This is a genomic window from Pseudomonas sp. NFACC08-1 (assembly GCF_900106735.1).
In the GTDB taxonomy this organism is placed as follows: Bacteria; Pseudomonadota; Gammaproteobacteria; order Pseudomonadales; family Pseudomonadaceae; genus Aquipseudomonas; species Aquipseudomonas fluorescens_Q.
The window spans coordinates 132,660-151,671 of the sequence record NZ_FNNL01000006.1 but is presented as its reverse complement, the minus strand read 5'-3'; the positions used below and the strand labels follow the sequence as shown (position 1 = coordinate 151,671).

Here is a 19,012-nt window from a genome sequence, read left to right as displayed (position 1 = left end):
ATTTTTCTTGAATGAACGGTAATAGCTCCCATAGAGATGGGGCAGTCGAGCACAAAAAAGCCCCGGCAACCTTGAGGCTGCCGGGGCTTTTTGTCAGGCGTGTGTCGACTTACTGTTCGGCGACCTTGTTCTGCCGCTCGTTGATCTCATCGATCAAGCGCTTGGCCAGGGCCGGGTAGTTTTCGTCGAAGTGATGGCCGCCGGGCAGCTTGATGGCTTCACCCACGGCAGTCTTGTCGGTGCAGCCGCTTTCGTCGGCTTCTTCACCGCCGTAGATGCACACCACTTTCTCGGCTGGCAGCTTGGCCATTTCCGGGCCGGTGGCGGCTTCGGTGCCGGCGTTGCCGAGCCAGCCTTCGACTTCGATCTCGAAGCTGCCGGTGCGGGCGAAAGCCAGCAGGATGATCGCATCGACCCGCTGTTGTTCGGTGGCTGGCAGGCGATTGTAGATGGCTGGCAACACGTCGGCACCGAAGGAGTAGCCGGTCAGGATGAAGCGCTTGGTACCCCAGACCTGACGGTAGTGCTGCATCAGTTCGGTCAGATCCGCCGCGCTTTGTTCCGGGCTCTTGTGCTGCCAGTAGTAGCGCAGGGTGTCGATGCCGACCACTGGGTAGCCAATCTTGGCCATTTCATCGGCCACGTCGCGGTCCAGGTCACGCCAGCCGCCGTCTCCGGAGAGAAACAGGGTCACGGTATCCCGCGTCTGGCTGGCAGGGACTTCCACCACCGGGATGCTCAGGCCGCCCTTGGCCTTGTCAGTGCCGACCAGGATCTTGCGCAGCTCGTTGTTCAGGACTTGTGGCAGATTGATGTCGTAGTCGCTGATGCTGGTCTCGGCATTCGACTGATCGCGTACGAAGCCGGCGCTGGTGTCGTCGGGGTTATCGTTCCAGGCCACCAGCCAGTGGCCGTGGGCTGCGCTTTTGGGCAGCAAGTGTGTGCAGCCGGGTTTTTCCAGGGCCAGGTCCACCGACACGGCCTTGGCCTTGTCATCCTTCTGCTCGGCCAGCCAGCGCCAGGCCAGCACAGCGCCAGGGCCGATGCCGCTGACCAGCGTGGCTGGCCCTTGGAGCTGCCGCAGACCCGTCTGCAGGGCGCGACCTTGCAACATGCAGTCCTTGGGCAGGATCACCTGAACGATCTGCGCCGAGCCGCTGCGGCTGAGGGTCGTCAACTGCGTGTCGCTGAGCTTCTGGTCTTCATTGACCGCCACCAGCACCTGGGCGCGCGGCTTGGTGCCGGGGATGACCCGAGTCATCGCGACGCCATCGGTGGGCGCCAGTTGTTCCAGGGTCGGTTGCGGGGCCGGGCGGTTCCAGTACCAGTAACCACCACCGAGAATCACCGCCAGCACCAGCAGGGCGGCCACTACGTATCGCCAGGAGCGTTGCATCATCAGCGTTTCACCAATCCAGTCAGGCCGCCTGCAATCAGGGCGGCGGTATCAGCCAGCGCCACCAGCGGATCGAGTCCGGCGGGCACGGCCATGTAGCGAGGTTCCCAGTCAGGCTGGAATTTGTCTTTGAAGCGGCGCAGCCCCTGGAAGTTATAGAGCTGCTCGCCACGGCGGAACACCATCGAACCCAGGCGTTGGGTCAATGGTGCGCCGCGACGCGGTTGCAGGCCTGACAGCGGGACCATGCCGAGGCTGAAGCGGGCGTAGTCATGATTTTTATAATGCTGGATGAGACCGACCATCATGAACTCCATGGTCAGTTTCGGGGCCTCGGGGTGGGCGCGCATCAGGTCGAGGCTGGCCAGTTCGTGGCTGTGGGTTTCCAGCAGGTTGGCGAACGCCACCGGCCGGCCCTCGAAACGAATCACGGCGATGCGGAAATGCTTGAGGTAGTCATCACTGAAACGGCCCAGGGAGAAACCTTTCTCACGCACGTTCTTGCCGGTCAGCCAGGCATCGGAAATGACCTTGAGCTCATCCATCGGCGCCAGGCCCGGTTCGTGGATCTCCAGCGACAGGCCGTCACGGGTGCCGCGGTTCCAGGTGTAGCGCAAATCCTTCATCTCTTTGCCCTTGGCTTCGAGATCGAAACGCTTGAGGTCGACCCGTGCTTCCTCGCCCAGCTTGATGGCTGTCAGGCCGATGTCCATGTAGTACGGCAGGTTCTCGGCACGTACCTGATAGAACACGGGGCGGGCGTGGTGGATGTCACACAGGTCGCGGAACTGCCAGATCATTTCAGCCCGTTGCTGGGTAGGACCGATCGGATCGTACAACGCCACCAGGCTGCGACCACGGCGGGCATACATCAGGAACGCTTCGTCGTTGGGGTGAAACAGCAACGCCTTGTCGCCGGTCAGGGCCAGTCCACCGTCGGGTTGCGAAGACGTCATGAGAATCGTCTTGGCCCGCTCCAGTTCTTCTGTCGTCGGCAAATGGATCACCGGTCGTGCGGTGCGCAGCAACCAGGTCAGGGACACCACCACCAGCAACACCGCGGCCCCCAGCAGGGAGCGCAGGCCGCGAGGGGCGTCGGCATCAAGCGTGAACTGCCACCAGAGTTGATGGCTGTAGGGCACATCCTGGTAAGCAAACAGCAGCAGCCAGATCGACGCGCCCAGCACGCAGATACTGGCGATCAGGAACAGTGGGGAAAAGGGCAGTTCAGTCAGGCGGCTGGGACGATAAAAGGAACGCCGGAACACCGCCAGCAGGGCGGCCGTCAGGGTCAGTAACGTGGCTTCTTCCCAGTCGAAGCCCTTGAGCAGCGAGAGCAGGGCGCCCACCAGGAGCAAGACCGTGGTCAGCATCCAGGCGGCTGACAGGCGACGGCGCAAGCCTTGGGCGAGCAACAGGCACAACACGCCCACCAGGCTGGCGCCGAAGTGCGAAGCGTCGACCAGTCGATGAGGGATCAGGAAGCCGATGTGCTCCAGGCGGGTGTCGATTTCCGGTGTCACCCCGGAAAACAGCAGCACCACGCCCGAAAGAAACACCAGCACCGCCAGGATCGGCGCAGCGAAACCCGATGCCGCCCGCAGGCTCTGGCGCGTCTGGAACAGCCGTTGCGCTTCGTTGATCAGCAACAGTACGCAGGCCACCAGCATCGGCAACAGCACATAGATCAAGCGATACAGCAACAGCGCGGCGGCCAGTGGCGCGGCCCCGAGTTTGTCGGCGAACGCGGCCAGCAGGATCGCTTCGAACACGCCGACACCGCCCGGTACATGGCTGAGCACCCCGGCAGCCAACGCCAGCAGGTACACCAGCAGGAAGGCGCCAAACGGCGGCGCTTCGGGCAGCAACAGATACAACACGGTGGCGGCGGCGGCGACATCCAGCGCGGTGATCACCAGTTGCAGGAAGGTCAGGCGTCGGCCCGGCAGGCGCAGTGTGCGGCGCCCGGCTTTTACCAGCAGGCTGTCACGATGAGGCTGTTCCGGCAGGCGTCTGCGGTAAATGCCGATGGCCAACACGCTGGTGAGCAGCAGCACCGCCACGGAAATGGCCCCCAGCAAAGTCGCAGGCAGGTGCAGCGCGGCGGACGCGGCGGGCAGGTTGCTGAGCGTCGCCAGGGCCGCCAACGGCGGCAACGCGCAGCCCAGGGACAGGCTGGCGAACAGCGTCATGTGGGCGACATCCGAGGCCCCCAGGCCATGACGCGCGTACAGACGGTAGCGAACAGAGCCGCCCGACAGCAGTGACAGGCCAATGGCATTGCCGATGGCGAACGCGGTGAACCCACCCAGGACCATGGTTTGTGGCGGCAGTGTCACCCCGGCATAACGGCTGGCGGACCATTCGTAGCCCAAAAGAATGATGAAGCCGGCTACCGTGGCGGCGATCGCGCCCAGCAGGGCCGGTCGTGGCACTTCCAGAATTGAATCGTGCAGGGCGTAAAGATCGAGCTCGCTCAGCAAGTGGCGACAGGCAATCAAGGCAATCGCAAACAGTAGCAACGTGACCGCGAGACCAATAGGCTGACGGTATTGACTGATCCGATCCAGCCAGCGCAATCGTTCGGCTTTGATCGGTTGTGTTGCAGTAACAGGGTCTTGCGGGTCAGACGAGTGGGCGCGCATCAATCACCTCTTGAGCTATGCGCGACAGGATGGGGGTATCCAGCCAAGTTACCAATCCCCGCGAAGGAAAATAATTACAAAATATTTGTAATGTAGAGCTTTTTCTGCCAGGCACAAAAAAGGCCACTCTTTCGAGCAGCCTTTCTTGATGTTTGGTTGCGGGAGCCGGATTTGAACCGACGACCTTCGGGTTATGAGCCCGACGAGCTACCAGACTGCTCCATCCCGCGTCTGTGTGGCGGCATTCTACAGGCGAACGCCCGAGTGTCAACCGTTAAAAGGTAATGGGCTCAAATAAACGCTCGATCCGCCCTTGTCTTCCTAAATACTCGGAATTTAAAGGAAATTGTCCTACAACTGTTGCATGCAGGCGGCGACTCTCTGATCAGGCAGTCAAAAATGGACACGCACAAAAAAGGCCACTCTTTCGAGTAGCCTTTCTTGATGTTTGGTTGCGGGAGCCGGATTTGAACCGACGACCTTCGGGTTATGAGCCCGACGAGCTACCAGACTGCTCCATCCCGCGTCTGTGTGGCGGCATTCTACAGAGGATCGCGCTGCTGTCAACCCTGGCCTCACAAAAAACTGTTCCGCTTCAAGCGGTTAGCCTTGGAGAAAGGCATTGTGACAGCGCTGTGACGCAGGCCCGGCAAGGCCTGAGCTCTATTGGCGGCTTCGTTGCGATTGAAGAAGTAAATTTGTGTAGGCACTTTCGGCTCCCAACGAAGGATCTTTCAAACTACTGGTGCTATATACAGGTGTCGGTGCGATACTGGTGGCCCGATTCGTCGCATACTCTGCTTCTTTATTTATGACGCAACGTAAGATCATTCATGTCGACTGTGACTGTTTCTATGCCGCTATCGAAATGCGCGATGACCCGCGGCTGGCCGGCAAGCCCTTGGCGGTGGGAGGCTCGGCGGATCGGCGGGGCGTGATTGCCACCTGTAACTACGAAGCGCGGGCCTATGGGGTGCGCTCGGCCATGTCCTCCGGCCACGCCTTGAAGCTTTGCCCGGACCTCACCATCGTCAAGCCACGAATGGATGCCTATCGGGAAGCGTCGAAGGAAATTCATACGATTTTCAGCGATTACACTGACCTGATCGAGCCGCTGTCGCTGGACGAGGCCTACCTGGACGTCTCCGCCAGCGCCCATTTCGGTGGCAGCGCCACGCGCATCGCCCAGGACATTCGCCGGCGGGTTTCCAACCAGTTGCACATCACGGTGTCGGCAGGCGTCGCGCCGAACAAGTTCCTGGCCAAGATCGCCAGCGACTGGAAGAAGCCCAACGGGTTGTTCGTCATCACCCCCGACCAAGTCGAGGATTTTGTCTCGGCCCTGCCGGTCAGCAAGCTTCACGGTGTTGGAAAGGTCACCGCCGATAAGCTGAACCGGCTTGGCATCGTCGATTGCCTGCAGTTGCGCCAATGGGACAAGTTGGCGCTGGTGCGCGAATTCGGCAGTTTCGGTGAGCGGCTCTGGAGCCTGGCTCGTGGGATCGATGAGCGGCTGGTGCACAACGACAGCCGACGGCAGTCCATCAGTGTGGAAAACACTTACGATGTCGACCTGCCTGACCTGGTGAGTTGCCTCGACAAGCTGCCGGAACTGATGGAAACCCTCAGCGGACGCATGGCGCGGATCGACAGCAGTTATCGACCGGGCAAGCCGTTCGTCAAAGTGAAATTCCACGACTTCACCCAGACCACACTGGAACAGGCCGGGGCAGGGCGGGACCTGGGCAGCTACCAGTTGCTGTTGACCCAGGCGTTCAACCGGGGCGGCAAGCCGGTGCGGTTATTGGGGATCGGGGTGCGGCTGGAGGATTTGCGCGGTGGGTTTGAGCAGTTGGAGTTGTTTGAGCGGTGAGGCTGTCGGTTGGCTGAATTCCTTGCCTTGCCTTGCCTTGCTCTTGTGGCGAGGGAGCTTGCTCCCGCTGGGCTGCGAAGCGGCCCTTGAATCTGCCGCCTCGGTGTGTCAGGTTCATTGAGTCAACCGCTATTGGGTCTGCTGCGCAGCCCAGCGGGAGCAAGCTCCCTCGCCACAAGAGAGGTTGACCAATCCAAGCTGGACTCAGTTGGCGCCAGGATCCGCCACCAACCGTCCACCATCCTTGGTCAGTGCTTTCAAAAACTCGGTCTGCAACTCCGGATCATTGCGGGTCAGTTCGATCAGGCTCTGTTCCAGTTCGCTGGCCTCTTCTTCAAGCCCCAGCTCCGACAGGCGCTTGACTCGATGCACCCATTGGCTCACCTCGTCATCTTCCAGGTCGTCGTAGATCAACGCGTGGGCTTCCAGCAGCTTGCTGCGCAGGGTGCTGCTGATGCTCAGGGATGAATCGGTGTGCACTTCGTCCTGGGCATCCGTCACGCTGATCTGCAATTTGCCGAATTGGCTCAGGTCCTGCTCGGCGAACGGGCTTTCCAGCAGGTTCAGGCGCAGCACGCCGTTACGGTCGGTGCTCAGCTCGAAGGTTTGCCGGGCGGCCTTGACCTCCACCGGGCGTTCGCTCCAAGGCAGGCTCGAGTGTTCCGTACGCTTGTCGCGCTGGACTTCGTCGATGCCCGCCAGGTTCTGCTGGGCGCGGCCATGGGAGGGGACGTTCATGAACGGGTTGAGCCCGGCGAAGCCATAGCTGATCCAGTCACGGGTCGCCGAGTCCGGCAGGTTGCCAAGGGCGAACACATTGACCACGTTCGCACCGACGCCGGCCACCACGGCCACCGCGCCCAGGGGAATCTCGTAGATCTCCCGCCAGGGTTGGTACGGCGTGTAGCGATCGTAATGACGAGTGACCTCGAACTCGGTGACTTCGAAGGTCTTCTGCTCATTGATGCGCACCCGACGCTGCGGCAGGTCGAGCACCTTGGGTTCGCCCACGTCGATTAGCAGGCTGTGGTCGAGCAATTTGCGCTCGATCCGCTCTTCGTGCTCGCTGCGTTGCGACATTTGGTTGGCACAGCCGCTGACCAGCAGGGCGCCGCACAGGGCGGCGCCACCGAGGCCTAAGGTGTTTCGCTTGAACATGACGTCTCTATCTGGTGTCAGCGGCGGATACGGGCCTGGAGGAACGACAGCACGTCGGCGACCGGCAGCGCTTGCGGCTCGGCTTCGGTGCGGCTCTTGTATTCCAGGTTGCCTTCGGCCAGGCCACGGTCACTGACGACGATCCGATGCGGGATGCCGATCAGTTCCATGTCCGCGAACTTGATGCCGGGGCTGGTTTTCTTGTCGCGGTCGTCCAGCAGCACTTCGAAGCCGGCGGCCGTCAGTTCGGCGTAGAGCTTGTCGGTGGCTTCGCGCACCAGGTCGGTTTCATAGCGCAGCGGAACCAGGGCAATCTGGAAAGGCGCCAGCGTGTCGCTCCAGATGATGCCTTTCTCGTCGTTGTTCTGCTCGATGGCGGCAGCTACCACGCGAGAAACACCGATGCCGTAGCAGCCCATTTCCAGGGTGACCGGCTTGCCGTTCTCGCCCAGTACTTCGCACTTCATCGCCTTGCTGTACTTGTTGCCCAGCTGGAAGATGTGCCCGACTTCGATACCGCGCTTGATTTCCAGGGTGCCCTTGCCGTCCGGGCTCGGGTCGCCGGCCACGACGTTGCGCAGGTCCGCGATGGTAGGAACCGGCAGGTCGCGTTCCCAGTTCACGCCGAAGTAGTGTTTGTCGTCGATGTTGGCGCCGATGGCGAAGTCGCTCATCAATGCCACCGAACGGTCGATGATGATCGGCAGCGGCAGGTTCAGCGGGCCGAGGGAACCGGCACCGGCGCCGATGGCGTCGCGCAGTTCGGCTTCGGTAGCCATGACCAGCGGGCTGGCGACGCCTGGCTGGTTGGCGGCCTTGATTTCGTTCAGCTCGTGGTCGCCACGGACGATCAGGGCAATCAGCTTGCCTTCCTCTTCGGCCCGCACGATCAGGGTCTTGATGGTGCGTTCAATTGGCAGGTCGTAGCCTTCCACCAGTTGGGCAATGGTCTTGGCGTTCGGCGTGTCCACCAGGCGCAGCTCTTCGGTCGGCGCGGCGCGGGAGGTTTCCCGTGGCACGGCTTCGGCTTTCTCGATGTTGGCGGCGTAGTCGGAGCCATTGCTGAAGACGATGTCGTCTTCGCCGGACTCGGCCAGTACGTGGAACTCGTGGGAGCCGGCACCGCCGATGGAGCCGTTGTCGGCTTCAACCGGACGGAATTTCAGGCCCAGACGGGTGAATACGTTGCAATATGCCTGGTGCATGCGGTCGTAGGTGACTTGCAGCGAGGCCAGGTCGGTGTGGAACGAGTAGGCGTCCTTCATGATGAATTCGCGACCGCGCATCAGGCCGAAGCGTGGACGGATTTCGTCACGGAATTTGGTCTGGATCTGATACAGGTTGATCGGCAGCTGCTTGTAGCTGCTCAACTCGTTGCGCATCAGGTCGGTGATCACTTCTTCGTGAGTCGGGCCTGCACAGAAGTCGCGACCGTGACGGTCTTTGATGCGCAGCAGCTCAGGGCCGTATTCTTCCCAGCGCCCCGATTCCTGCCACAGCTCGGCCGGTTGGGTGCCCGGCATCAACACTTCCAGGGAGCCGGCAGCGTCCATCTCTTCGCGAACGATGGCTTCAACCTTGCGCATGACCCGCAGGCCCATTGGCAGCCAGGTGTACAGGCCCGAGGCGAGTTTGCGGATCATGCCGGCACGCAGCATCAACTGATGGCTGATCACGACGGCGTCGGAAGGCGTTTCTTTCTGTGTGGCGAGCAAATATTGACTGGTGCGCATGGTTGGCCGTTGTCGGTTGCTGATGACGAGAAGTGACGGGGCATTGTACGGGCGAGATGCCCTGGCGTACAGGCGCGTGGCCGGTCGCCCGATGCGAACGCCGGTTTCCCCGGCGTTTTCTGACGTTTCCTACGACTCTTCCGCAGGTCGGGTGGGCGTCGGTTCGGCGGTGGGCGTCGAGCCCTGGCGACGGTTCTCCTGGAACCAGTGCAAGGCGATCAGCAGCAGGGTCGGAACGCCCAGCAACGCGGTGATCAGGAAGAAATTGTGATAGCCGAACTTCTCCACCATCACCCCTGAATAACCACCGATCAGGCGCGGCAGCAACAGCATGATCGAGCTGAGCAGGGCGTATTGGGTGGCGGAGAATTTCAGGTTGGTCAGGCTCGACAGGTAGGCGACGAACGCCGAAGTGGCCAGGCCGGAGCTGAAGTTGTCCAGGGAGATAGTGACAATCAGCATCTTCAGGTTGGCGCCCATGTCGGTGAGCATCAGGAAGAGGATGTTGGTGCCCGCCGAGGCGACACCGCCGATGAACAGGATGGGCAGGATGCCGAAACGTACGATCAGCAGGCCGCCCATGCCGGCGCCGACGAGGGTCATGATCAGCCCGAAAATCTTGCTGACGCTGGCGATCTGGTCCTTGGTGAACCCTTGGTCGATGTAGAACACGTTGGCCATGACACCCATGACGGTGTCAGACATGCGATAGGTTGCGATCAGTCCGAGCAGCAGCAGCGCCTGCCAGCGGTAACGCAGGATGAAATCGTTTACCGGCGTCAGCACCGGCGCTAATCCGCGGCGGCCCACGGCCGACAGGCACAGGGCGGTCAGGATGATATAGAGGATGGCCCGCAGGAACGCGCGGTCTTCGAGCAGCAGGTCAAGCAGGCTGACGCCCTCGAACAGCACGCTGGCGAAGTCGGTGTTGTAGAGCTGGGTGAACATCGCCGGGACAGACACCAGCAGCACGATCAGTACGAACACCGACGCCAGTTGATGGGCGAACGAGTAGCGTCCGGCCTGCAGTTGGGTGCGCAGAGGCACCGGCGGTTCGCGCATGAACAGCGAGGTAAGCAACGCCGGGACCATCAATACGCCGAACAGCAGGTAAGTGCCGGCCCAGGCCGAGTGTTTGTAGCTGAAGCCAGTGGAGCCAAACCCTTCGGCGAAAAACAGCGCGCCAGCAGTGGCCAGCAGTGCCGCGATGCGGTAGCCGGACATGTAGCTGGCGGCGAGGGCGGCCTGGCGGGTGTCGTCGGCGATCTCCAGGCGATAGGCGTCGACGGCGATGTCCTGCGTTGCAGAGGCGAAGGCCACGATGACGGCGATGGCGATCAACCATGACAGGTGTTTCTGTGGGTCGCAGAACCCCATGCCGATCAGGCCGAGGATTACCAGGCCTTGGGAGAGCACCAGCCATGAACGCCGACGCCCGAGTTTACCCAGCAACGGCAGGCGCCATTGGTCGAGCAGCGGCGACCAGACCCATTTAAAGGCATACGCCAGGCCGATCAGGCTCGCGTAGCCGATGGTTTCGCGGGCCACACCGGCTTCGCGCAACCAGACCGAAAGTGTGGAAAACACTAGCATGTACGGCAAGCCGGCGGCGAAGCCAAGCAGCAACAGCACGAGCGTCGAGGGACTGGCATAGGCGGCGAGGGCGGCGCGCCAGGTTTTACGGGGCATGGGCTGGAGTCTGCCTCAAAAATTGCGAAAACAAAGCGCGCACTCTAACCGCTGTGCTCTACCGGGCGCCAGCCATGGCGCTGAATATCAACACGATTGTTCAGGACACTGATGCCTTCCATGCGCAGGCGTGCGCGCTGTTCATCCCCTGAGGCGCTGCCCGCCGGTAGGCTGATCCGACCGCCGGCACCCAATACCCGATGCCAGGGCAGCTTCGTGTCGTTCGGCAACTGGCTGAGAGTCCGCCCGACCCAGCGCGCCGCGCGGCCCAGGCCGGCCATTTCAGCCAGTTGGCCATAGGTGACGACCTTGCCCGCCGGCACTTGTGCCAGGGTCAGGTAAAGGGTCGTGCGGCGGATCTGGGCGGCGTTCTCGGTGTCCGTTGGGGTGTCAGTCACGTAAAGGTTCCTGAATGAGGTGTCCGTCTGTAGATTAATTCCTACGAGGCGGGTTGAGAAATGAACTCATCCGCCCTACATGGGTCAGTCCTTGCTGAGGTGTCATCCTGGGGGATAATGCCGCCTTTTCACTGAAAACTTGAGCCCATTATCGCTTATGTTGTCTAGAACCCTGTTGTGCCTAGCTGTTACCAGCGCCTCCATGCCCTTGCTTGCCGATACCGTCTGGTTGAAGAACGGTGACAAGCTGACCGGTAAAATCACCGTTTTCGATGGCGGCAAGTTGCTGATCCAGACTGATTACGCTGGCGCGATTCCCATCGACTGGAAACAGGTCAAAACCCTCGAAAGCGACCAGCAATTGCTGGTCAAGCAGGATGCCTACACTGGCGAGAAAGCCAAGGCGCTGCAGGCCGCCGAGGATGGCAAGGTCACCTTGGCCAACGGTGATGCGCCCAAGACCGTTGATCTGGCCAGCATCCAGCAGATCCTCAAGCCCAAGCCGGTGGTCGAGGACCTGGTGTGGAAAGGCAACATCGATGCCGCGCTGGATTACCAGCGTGCGGAAAACGATACCGACGATTACGACATCGACTTCAAGACCTCGGCTCGCCACGGCAGATGGCGGCACACCGCCGAGGGTGAATACAACCGTGAGTTCCAGGACGATGTGGTTTCCGCCGATAACTGGCGCCTGGAATATTCCCTCGACCGGTTCCTGACGGACAAATGGTTCTGGCAAGGCCGCCTGAACTACAAGCGTGACAAAGTCGAAGACCTGGCGCGCCAGCGCGTGGTGGGTACCGGTCCGGGTTATCAGTTCTGGGATGACGAGCTGGGCGCGTTCTCGCTGGGTTCGCTGTTGAACCGCACCGACTATGAATACCGCGACGGCGGTAAGGACAACTTCTATTCCGTCGCCATGAAATGGGACTACAACCGCTACCTGATTGGCAAGCGCGTCGAGTTCTTCACCAATGGCGAAGTGGGCAAGCCGCTGTCCGACGTGGCGGATTATGCCTACGACGCCGAGGTGGGGCTGCGCTACAAGGTCACCGATTGGGCGTCGCTCAACCTCAAGGCTGAGAAGGATGTCATCGAGGGCACTGAAGACAGTGACTTGAGCAAGACGCGGTACACGGCAGGGTTTGGCGTGACCTGGTAATTCGGGCTCACCCACACACACCTGTGGGAGCGAGCTTGCTCCCACAGTTTTTTTGTGCCCTGGGAAAAACACCCAGGCACAAAAAAGCCCCGCTTTTGAGGGCGGGGCCTTTTACTAAAGCAAGGACAAGTTAGATAACTTGAACTTCTTCAGCTTGCATGCCTTTCTGACCGCGGGTAGCGATGAAAGAAACCTGTTGGCCTTCTTTCAGGCTTTTGAAGCCGTCGGATTGGATAGCTTTGAAGTGAACGAACAGATCGTCACCGGATTGTGGGGTGATGAAGCCGAAGCCTTTTTCATCGTTGAACCACTTAACGGTACCGGTTTGGCGATTAGACATGGTGTAACTCCTTGAACAAAGATAACTGCGACTCAGGAAGAACCCTGGCCGAGACTGAGTGCAAAGAGCAGGAAAAATTCTTGTAGATGGTTGGATCGAAATTCAACATATCGTGTAGAGATTCTCAGTGACACAAGCAGCACAGTGGCGCCACCTTAACCCTTTTTCCAGAATGTGCCAATGGTCTTTGCGAAGGTTTCTCTTATTTGGTGACTGACGGCGCGGGCGATGGCCGGCAGGACCCGGAAATCAAGGCGGATCGGCGAGATTTGCGTGCCGCGCTTTGAACTCGGACCCGTGCCCCAGTAAGATGCCGGACGTATTTTTTCCACCTCGCTATTTCAGGAAACCGCCATGAGCATCAAATCGGACAAGTGGATTCGCCGCATGGCGCAAGAGCACGGCATGATCGAGCCCTTCGTCGAACGCCAGATGCGTGGCGAAGGCGCCGACCGGCTGATCTCCTTCGGTGTCTCCAGCTACGGCTACGACGTGCGCTGCGCCGACGAATTCAAGGTGTTCACCAATATCAACTCGGCCACCGTCGACCCGAAGAACTTCGACGAAAAGAGCTTCGTCGACGTTAAAAGCGACGTTTGCATCATCCCGCCGAACTCCTTCGCCCTGGCCCGTACCGTCGAGTACTTCCGCATCCCGCGCAACGTGCTGACCATCTGCCTGGGCAAGAGCACCTACGCCCGTTGCGGCATCATCGTCAACGTCACGCCGCTGGAACCCGAGTGGGAAGGTCACGTGACCCTGGAGTTCTCCAACACCACGACCTTGCCGGCGAAAATCTACGCCAACGAAGGTGTGGCGCAGATGCTGTTCCTGGAATCCGATGAAGAGTGCGAAGTGTCCTACAAGGATCGTGGCGGCAAATACCAGGGCCAGCGCGGTGTGACCCTGCCGCGTACCTGAATCTGACGAGCTGTTGGAATTCCTGGGCGGGCAGACACTCTATTGCGTGTACTGCCCGTTTTTGTGTGTCAGCGCAGCGGGCCTTCGCTCAGGAGTTGCTCTATGAAGATCGATCCGCGAATCAGTGCCGAACTGGCAAGGCTTGAGCCCAATCAGATCGGCGTCATGGCCTGGTCATTGCTGGCCCATCCTGTCGAAGCGGCGGGCGGCATCCCTGGCCAGCCTGATCCCGACACCCCCAACGAACAACCTACCGAACCCGGCGAGCCTACGCTGCCGGATGAGCCGCCTCCTGCGCCTGTGGCATGACATCAGCTGCAAGTTGCGAGCTGCAAGCTGCAAGTTGAGACACCTAGCCTTGGCTTGAAGCTTGAAGCTTTCAACTGACAGGCCATATTTCGTTATCGCCGATGACAAAAATCCTGCAATCGCTGCCCTGCTCGACCCGGTAACCGCCCGTGAACGCACCGAAGGCCGGCAGCAGGCTGATCTCGCTGCCCAGCCGAAAGCAGGCCAGGCGAAGGCGTTGCCGGCCCTTGCCGCTCAGGTGGTAGACCGGGTGCACGTGACCGGCCAGCACATGGCGGCTGGGATGTGGGGCAGGCTCGTGTTGCACGGCGAAAGGGCCCAGAAGCAACGGCTCCGGTACGACGCGAATGTTCAGCGCTGGCGGTGGGTCACCGGCGCGTTTGTCGTGGTTGCCACGAATCAGCGTCATGGCCAGGTGCGGATGTCGCACACGCCAATCGGAAAGTGCCTTCAAGGTGCCGGGCGCATGAGAGCCGGGACCGTGGAGAAAATCCCCGAGAAAAATCAACTGTCGGCATGGCAGGCTGGCCAGCAACGCATCCAGCACGGCGATGTTGCTGGCGGTGGTGCCGTGGGGCACCGGTTGCCCGAGGCTGCGATAGGCGGCGGCCTTGCCGAAATGAACATCGGCCACCATCAGGGTTTCCTGGGCGGGCCAGTACACGGCTTTTTCCGGGAGCAACCAGAGTTCTTCGCCGGCCAGGCTGACGGGGTAAGGCGCTGGCATCAGGTGTCACCGCGATCGGCAGTCTTTTCCAGTTCGCTGACCATCCGCCGGATGCGGTCGGCGAGCTTTTCCGAACTCATGCTTTCCCGGAATCGCTCCACCAGCAGCGGAAACCCGAGCGGGGTGGGGCGCTTGATCACGTGCAGGTCCAGCTTCAAGGTATTGAGGCGTTGCAAGGTCTGCTCCAGTCGACGGATATCCAATTCTTCGCGCAAGACTTCCTCCCCGGCCTGGGCCAGCAAGAGATTGTCGGCGTCGTATTGCTTGAACACCTGGAAGAACAATCCGCTGGACGCCTGGACTTGCCGGGTGCTTTTCGGTGCGCCGGGATAGCCGGCAAAGACCAGTCCGGCGATCCGGGCGATTTCGCGAAAACGCCTCAGGGCCAATTCCCCGGCGTTCAGGCTCGCAAGTACGTCGGTCAGCAGGTGATCGACGCTCAGCAGGCCGGGGGTCAGGTATTGCGACCAATCCACTGCCGTGGCGCTGAGCAGTTCCAGGCCGTAATCGTTGACCGCAATGGAAAACGTCAGTGGCTGTTGCTGGCTGACACGCCAGGCCAGCAGGCTGGCCAGGCCCAGATGAACCTGGCGACCGGCAAACGGGTAGAGGAACAGGTGCCAGCCCTCCCGGGACTTGAGAGCTTCGGCCAGCAATGTGCTCTGCGTGGGCAAACCGGACCAGCGTTGTTGAGTCAAGAGCAGGGGCTGCACGGCGTGCATCTCTGGGCCCTCGAAGCGGCCCGAGGCGGCTTCGCTCAAACGGGCCACGACGGCGGCGGCCAATTCGCTGGAGAGCGGCATGCGCCCGCCGTTCCAGCGCGGCACAGCGGCCTTCTTGGCCTGGCTGCGTCGCACGTAGGCGGTCATGTCCTCGACCCGGACCAATTCCAGCAAACGCCCGGCGAACAGGAAACCGTCACCGGGGCGCAGGCGGGCGATGAAGCCTTCCTCTACGCTGCCCAGGGTCTTGCCGCCCCCGCCTTTGCTCCAGAACTTCAATTGCAGGCTGGCATCGCTGACGATGGTGCCGATGCTCATGCGGTGACGCCGGGCCAGGCGTGCGTCAGGCACTCGCCAGATCCCGTGTTCGTCCGGTTCGACGCGTCGATAATCGGGGTAGGCGGTCAATGACAGGCCGCCATGGCGCACAAACGCCAGGGCCCAGGCCCATTCGGCCGGGTTGAGGTCGCGGTAGGCCCAGGCACCTCGCACTTCCTCGAACAATTCGGCGGGAACGAAGCCACCACCCAGGGCCATGCTCACCAAGTGCTGCACCAGCACATCCAGCGGCTTGCGGGGCGATTCGCGCGGTTCGATGCGCCGTTGGGCCACGGCGTCCTGCGCGGCGGCGGCCTCGATCAATTCCAGGCTGTGGGTCGGCACCAGCGTCACCCGCGAGGTCCGGCCCGGTGCGTGGCCGGAGCGCCCGGCCCGTTGCATCAGCCGGGCTACGCCCTTGGCCGAGCCAATCTGCAGCACCCGTTCCACTGGCAGGAAGTCCACCCCCAGGTCCAGGCTGGACGTGCAGACCACCGCTTTGAGCTGGCCGTTCTTCAATGCCTGTTCCACCCAATCCCGGGTGTCACGCGACAGCGAGCTATGGTGCAGGGCGATCAACCCGGCCCAATCGGGCCGCGTCTCAAGCAGCGCCTGATACCAGATTTCCGACTGTGCCCGGGTGTTGGTGAAGACCAGGCAGCTGCTGCTGGCGTCGATTTCGGCCACGACCCGGGGCAGCATTTTCAGGCCGATGTGCCCGGCCCAGGGGAAACGTTCGAGGGTCGGGGGTAACAGTGTGTCGACCCGCAGCGCCTTGCCATCGACTCCCTGCACGCTGATTCCGTTGCCTTGCGGGATCAATACCTGTCCGGCGTGGGCCTGGTTGCCCAGGGTCGCGGACACGCCCCAGACGATGAGTTCGGGATGCCAGTGCCGCAAGCGCGCCAGGGCCAGTTGCAATTGCACGCCACGTTTGTTGCCGAGCAACTCGTGCCATTCATCCACCACGACCATGCGCAGGGTCGAGACGGCGGTATGCGCATCGGCCCGGGCGAGGATCAGGGTCAGGCTTTCGGGGGTGGTGATCAGCGCGGTGGGCAGGCGCCGGCCCTGGCGGGCGCGTTCGTTGGCGCTGGTATCGCCGGTGCGCAGGCCGACACTCCAGGGCACTTGCAGGTCTGCCAGGGGCGCTTCGAGGGCTTTGCCGGTGTCGGCCGCCAATGCGCGCATCGGCGTGATCCACAGGACGGTCAGCGGTTCGGCCGGCGGTTTGCGTTTGCGCGGTTTATCCAGCGGCGGTGCCGGTCGAGCGAAACGGTTGAGGGCGGCTAACCACACGGCATAGGTTTTGCCGGCACCGGTACTGGCATGCAGCAGCCCGGACTCCCCCCGCTTGACCGCGGCCCAGACCTGCTTCTGAAAGACGAACGGCTTCCAGCCGCGGGCATCGAACCACTGTTTCGCGAAATTATTGGATGTCGCCATGCCTGCCGCGTGCGCCCTGAAAGTCCTTCTTCAGTGACCACGGTGGGAGGTGAAAGGTTTTAAAAAACCTGTGGCGAGGGGATTTATCCCCGCTGGGCTGCGAAGCAGCCCCAAAAAGCTCAAGAATAATTTGCCAGACGCACCGAGGCGATCAACTGAGGGGCTGCTTCAGCCCAACGGGGATAAATCCCCTCGCCACAGATAAATCCCCTCGCCACAAGAGCAGTACCTGGCCCCTCAATTCAGGTGTGCCGAGCTTTATTTCAGGTTGCCACTGAGGAACTGCTTGAGCCGTTCACTGGTGGGATTGCCCAGCACGTCTTCCGGTGCGCCTTCTTCTTCCACCAGGCCCTGGTGCAGGAACAGCACCTGGTTCGAGACCTTGCGGGCGAAGCTCATTTCGTGGGTCACCATGATCATGGTCCGGCCCTCTTCGGCCAGGCCCTGGATCACCTTCAGCACTTCGCCCACCAGCTCCGGGTCCAAGGCCGAAGTGGGTTCGTCGAACAGCATCACCTCCGGTTCCATCGCCAGGGCACGGGCAATGGCCACGCGCTGTTGCTGGCCGCCGGAGAGGAAAGCCGGGTACTGCTCGGCAACCCGCGCCGGCAGGCCGACCTTGTCGAGATAACGACGCGCACGGTCGTCGGCTTCCTGCTTGCTCACGCCCAACACCCGGCGCGGCGCCATGGTGATGTTTTCCAGCACGGTCATGTGGCTCCACAGGTTGAAGTGTTGGAACACCATGGCCAGGCGCGTGCGGATACGTTGCAGTTCGTCGGCGTCGGCCACGTGCATGCCGTGGCGGTCCTTGATCATCTGGATCGGCTGGCCGTCCAGGCTCATGGCGCCGTCGTTGGGTTGTTCCAGGAAGTTGATGCAGCGCAAAAAGGTACTTTTGCCTGAGCCGCTGGCGCCAATGAGGCTGATGACGTCGCCGGTCTTGGCCTTGAGCGAAACGCCCTTGAGCACTTCATGTTCGCCATAGCTTTTATGCAGGCCTTCGATGGTCAGTTTGTACATGGAGCATGCATCCTCAAGGCGAAAGTAGGTAGCCGCTGCGATAGGCTTCGGTGCCGGCGACATGGGCGATCACCATGCCGGCCGTGGCCATGCGGCGCAGCGAACGGGCGTACAGCAGCCCGGCGTTACGGCAATGAACGGGGGTGACGGTGTCGTTGACCGGATCGATGACTTCCGCGATCAACTGCCCCGCCTCCAGGTATTCGCCGGGCAGGGCGCTGTAGACCAGCAACCCACCCACGGGCGTCGCCACCGGCTCGACAGCGGCCAGCGGCGTGGCCGGGTAGGGCAGCTCGGGCATGGGCATCGGTTCGCCGTCGATGGCGCCGAAACGGATCAGGTATTCGATCAAGGCCTGGCAGTCCAGGCTCGCCAGCCCGTGGTTGACGTCACCCTGGCCACGCAACTCCACGGTGACCGAAAAACTGCCCAGGGGAATCTCGAAGCGTTCGCCGAAGCGTTCCTTGAGTTGCCACCAGAGCAGGGTGAAGCATTCATCGAACGACTGGCCGCCCGAATCGGTCGCCAGCAGGCAGGCTTCGGCGCCGATGTAGCGGGCCAGCGGTTCGACTTGTGGCCAGGCTTCGGGTGTGGTGTAGAGGTGGGCCACGGCTTCGAAGTCGCAATGCAGGTCCAGCACCATGTCGGCGTCGCAGGCCAGCCGTTGCAGGGTCAGGCGCAGGGATTGCAATTGCGTGCCTGGGGACTGCCGGGCGAGGGCGTCGCGCAGGCGGGTGCGGATCAGCATCAGGTTGTGCTGCGGATCGTCGGTGAGCAGGTCCTGGATTTCGTTGCCGATCTCTTCGCTCAGGTCGACGAAGCGGCGGTTGAAGTTCTGCCCGCTCTCGGTTTCGTAGCGGCCCAGGGGCACGTCCATCAGCACTTGTTCGAGGCCGATGGGGTTGGCGACGGGCACCAGCACGATCTCGTGGCGCAGGTGGCCCGACGCTTCGAGTTCGGCCAGGCGCTGCTTGAGGTGCCAGGCGACCAGCATGCCCGGCAGTTCATCGGCGTGCAGGGACGACTGGATATAGATTTTGCCGACGGCTTTTTCCGGGCCGAAGTGGAAGCTGTGGATCTTGCGTGCGGTCCCCGGTACCGGGGCCAGCAGGTCATGGATCTGGTGGCGCATTTGCGTGTGTGTCCTGG

At 61.6% G+C, this 19,012-nt stretch carries 15 protein-coding genes and 2 tRNA genes; 4 read left to right on the top strand and 13 right to left on the bottom strand.

Annotated features, from left to right (window positions below):
* Nucleotides 1-109: 109 nt before the first annotated feature.
* The 4 genes from BLU76_RS14450 to BLU76_RS14435 all read right to left on the bottom strand — a co-directional run bounded on the left by BLU76_RS14450 (nt 110) and on the right by BLU76_RS14435 (nt 4,567).
* Nucleotides 110-1,399, bottom strand: coding sequence for a virulence factor family protein (locus tag BLU76_RS14450; protein ID WP_092223210.1), 1,290 nt, complete (start codon nt 1,397-1,399; stop codon nt 110-112).
* A complete protein-coding gene (mprF, locus tag BLU76_RS14445) occupies nt 1,399-4,041 on the bottom strand; it encodes a bifunctional lysylphosphatidylglycerol flippase/synthetase MprF (protein ID WP_092223208.1) in 2,643 nt (880 codons plus the stop codon). The genes BLU76_RS14450 and mprF overlap by 1 nt, the downstream gene beginning before the upstream one ends.
* Nucleotides 4,042-4,194: 153 nt before the next feature.
* A tRNA-Met gene (locus BLU76_RS14440) sits at nt 4,195-4,271 on the bottom strand.
* Between the two features lie 219 nt (nt 4,272-4,490).
* Nucleotides 4,491-4,567, bottom strand: a tRNA-Met gene (locus tag BLU76_RS14435).
* A gap of 285 nt (nt 4,568-4,852) precedes the next feature.
* Between BLU76_RS14435 and dinB the strand changes: the two genes are divergently transcribed.
* Nucleotides 4,853-5,914, top strand: coding sequence for a DNA polymerase IV (dinB, locus tag BLU76_RS14430; RefSeq protein ID WP_063322700.1), 1,062 nt, complete (start codon nt 4,853-4,855; stop codon nt 5,912-5,914).
* 204 nt (nt 5,915-6,118) lie between these two features.
* Here the strand turns inward: dinB and BLU76_RS14425 are convergent, their stop codons facing one another.
* From BLU76_RS14425 to BLU76_RS14410, 4 genes are all read right to left on the bottom strand, one after another.
* Nucleotides 6,119-7,072 (bottom strand): hypothetical protein, encoded by a 954-nt coding sequence (locus tag BLU76_RS14425; RefSeq protein ID WP_092144156.1) that lies wholly within the window; start codon nt 7,070-7,072, stop codon nt 6,119-6,121.
* A 17-nt stretch (nt 7,073-7,089) separates the two neighbouring features.
* A complete protein-coding gene (locus BLU76_RS14420; protein ID WP_092223206.1) occupies nt 7,090-8,805 on the bottom strand; it encodes a proline--tRNA ligase in 1,716 nt (571 codons plus the stop codon).
* A 129-nt stretch (nt 8,806-8,934) separates the two neighbouring features.
* A complete protein-coding gene (locus tag BLU76_RS14415) occupies nt 8,935-10,494 on the bottom strand; it encodes an AmpG family muropeptide MFS transporter (RefSeq protein ID WP_092144160.1) in 1,560 nt (519 codons plus the stop codon).
* Between the two features lie 44 nt (nt 10,495-10,538).
* A complete protein-coding gene (locus tag BLU76_RS14410; protein ID WP_063322696.1) occupies nt 10,539-10,892 on the bottom strand; it encodes an MGMT family protein in 354 nt (117 codons plus the stop codon).
* Nucleotides 10,893-11,049: 157 nt separating this feature from the next.
* Between BLU76_RS14410 and BLU76_RS14405 the strand changes: the two genes are divergently transcribed.
* Entirely contained in the window at nt 11,050-12,057 is a 1,008-nt protein-coding gene (locus tag BLU76_RS14405; protein ID WP_092144162.1) for a DUF481 domain-containing protein, read from the top strand.
* Nucleotides 12,058-12,187: 130 nt separating this feature from the next.
* On the opposite strand, the gene BLU76_RS14400 is transcribed toward BLU76_RS14405, so the two are convergent.
* On the bottom strand, nt 12,188-12,397 hold the full coding sequence (locus tag BLU76_RS14400; protein WP_002554837.1) for a cold-shock protein: 210 nt from the start codon (nt 12,395-12,397) through the stop codon (nt 12,188-12,190).
* A 354-nt stretch (nt 12,398-12,751) separates the two neighbouring features.
* On the opposite strand from BLU76_RS14400, the gene dcd reads away from it, so the two are divergent.
* Together dcd and BLU76_RS14390 are read left to right on the top strand one after the other, a co-directional pair.
* Nucleotides 12,752-13,318 (top strand): dCTP deaminase, encoded by a 567-nt coding sequence (gene dcd / locus BLU76_RS14395; RefSeq protein WP_003184751.1) that lies wholly within the window; start codon nt 12,752-12,754, stop codon nt 13,316-13,318.
* 102 nt (nt 13,319-13,420) lie between these two features.
* Nucleotides 13,421-13,627, top strand: coding sequence for a hypothetical protein (locus tag BLU76_RS14390; RefSeq protein ID WP_003184748.1), 207 nt, complete (start codon nt 13,421-13,423; stop codon nt 13,625-13,627).
* Between the two features lie 70 nt (nt 13,628-13,697).
* Here BLU76_RS14390 and pdeM read toward each other — a convergent pair whose 3' ends face one another.
* From pdeM to BLU76_RS14370, 4 genes are all read right to left on the bottom strand, one after another.
* On the bottom strand, nt 13,698-14,354 hold the full coding sequence (gene pdeM / locus BLU76_RS14385) for a ligase-associated DNA damage response endonuclease PdeM (RefSeq protein ID WP_063322694.1): 657 nt from the start codon (nt 14,352-14,354) through the stop codon (nt 13,698-13,700).
* Nucleotides 14,354-16,840 (bottom strand): ligase-associated DNA damage response DEXH box helicase, encoded by a 2,487-nt coding sequence (locus tag BLU76_RS14380; RefSeq protein ID WP_092223204.1) that lies wholly within the window; start codon nt 16,838-16,840, stop codon nt 14,354-14,356. Before BLU76_RS14380 ends, pdeM begins: the two co-directional genes overlap by 1 nt.
* Nucleotides 16,841-17,098: 258 nt before the next feature.
* A complete protein-coding gene (locus BLU76_RS14375) occupies nt 17,099-17,863 on the bottom strand; it encodes an ABC transporter ATP-binding protein (protein ID WP_053118987.1) in 765 nt (254 codons plus the stop codon).
* A 13-nt stretch (nt 17,864-17,876) separates the two neighbouring features.
* Complete coding sequence (locus tag BLU76_RS14370; protein WP_092223202.1) at nt 17,877-18,995, bottom strand: succinylglutamate desuccinylase/aspartoacylase family protein; 1,119 nt, start codon at nt 18,993-18,995, stop codon at nt 17,877-17,879.
* Nucleotides 18,996-19,012 lie beyond the last annotated feature (17 nt).

Excerpts from the sequence above, each read along its gene's own strand:
- BLU76_RS14420 (WP_092223206.1), bottom strand. The coding sequence starts at position 8,805 with ATGCGCACCAGTCAATATTTGCTCGCCACACAGAAAGAAACGCCTTCC.
- BLU76_RS14375 (WP_053118987.1), bottom strand. The coding sequence starts at position 17,863 with ATGTACAAACTGACCATCGAAGGCCTGCATAAAAGCTATGGCGAACAT.
- BLU76_RS14425 (WP_092144156.1), bottom strand. The coding sequence starts at position 7,072 with ATGTTCAAGCGAAACACCTTAGGCCTCGGTGGCGCCGCCCTGTGCGGC.
- BLU76_RS14415 (WP_092144160.1), bottom strand. The coding sequence starts at position 10,494 with ATGCCCCGTAAAACCTGGCGCGCCGCCCTCGCCGCCTATGCCAGTCCC.
- BLU76_RS14405 (WP_092144162.1), top strand. The coding sequence starts at position 11,050 with ATGTTGTCTAGAACCCTGTTGTGCCTAGCTGTTACCAGCGCCTCCATG.
- dcd (WP_003184751.1), top strand. The coding sequence starts at position 12,752 with ATGAGCATCAAATCGGACAAGTGGATTCGCCGCATGGCGCAAGAGCAC.
- BLU76_RS14400 (WP_002554837.1), bottom strand. The coding sequence starts at position 12,397 with ATGTCTAATCGCCAAACCGGTACCGTTAAGTGGTTCAACGATGAAAAA.
- BLU76_RS14370 (WP_092223202.1), bottom strand. The coding sequence starts at position 18,995 with ATGCGCCACCAGATCCATGACCTGCTGGCCCCGGTACCGGGGACCGCA.
- mprF (WP_092223208.1), bottom strand. The coding sequence starts at position 4,041 with ATGCGCGCCCACTCGTCTGACCCGCAAGACCCTGTTACTGCAACACAA.
- BLU76_RS14450 (WP_092223210.1), bottom strand. The coding sequence starts at position 1,399 with ATGATGCAACGCTCCTGGCGATACGTAGTGGCCGCCCTGCTGGTGCTG.
- dinB (WP_063322700.1), top strand. The coding sequence starts at position 4,853 with ATGACGCAACGTAAGATCATTCATGTCGACTGTGACTGTTTCTATGCC.
- BLU76_RS14390 (WP_003184748.1), top strand. The coding sequence starts at position 13,421 with ATGAAGATCGATCCGCGAATCAGTGCCGAACTGGCAAGGCTTGAGCCC.
- BLU76_RS14380 (WP_092223204.1), bottom strand. The coding sequence starts at position 16,840 with ATGGCGACATCCAATAATTTCGCGAAACAGTGGTTCGATGCCCGCGGC.
- pdeM (WP_063322694.1), bottom strand. The coding sequence starts at position 14,354 with ATGCCAGCGCCTTACCCCGTCAGCCTGGCCGGCGAAGAACTCTGGTTG.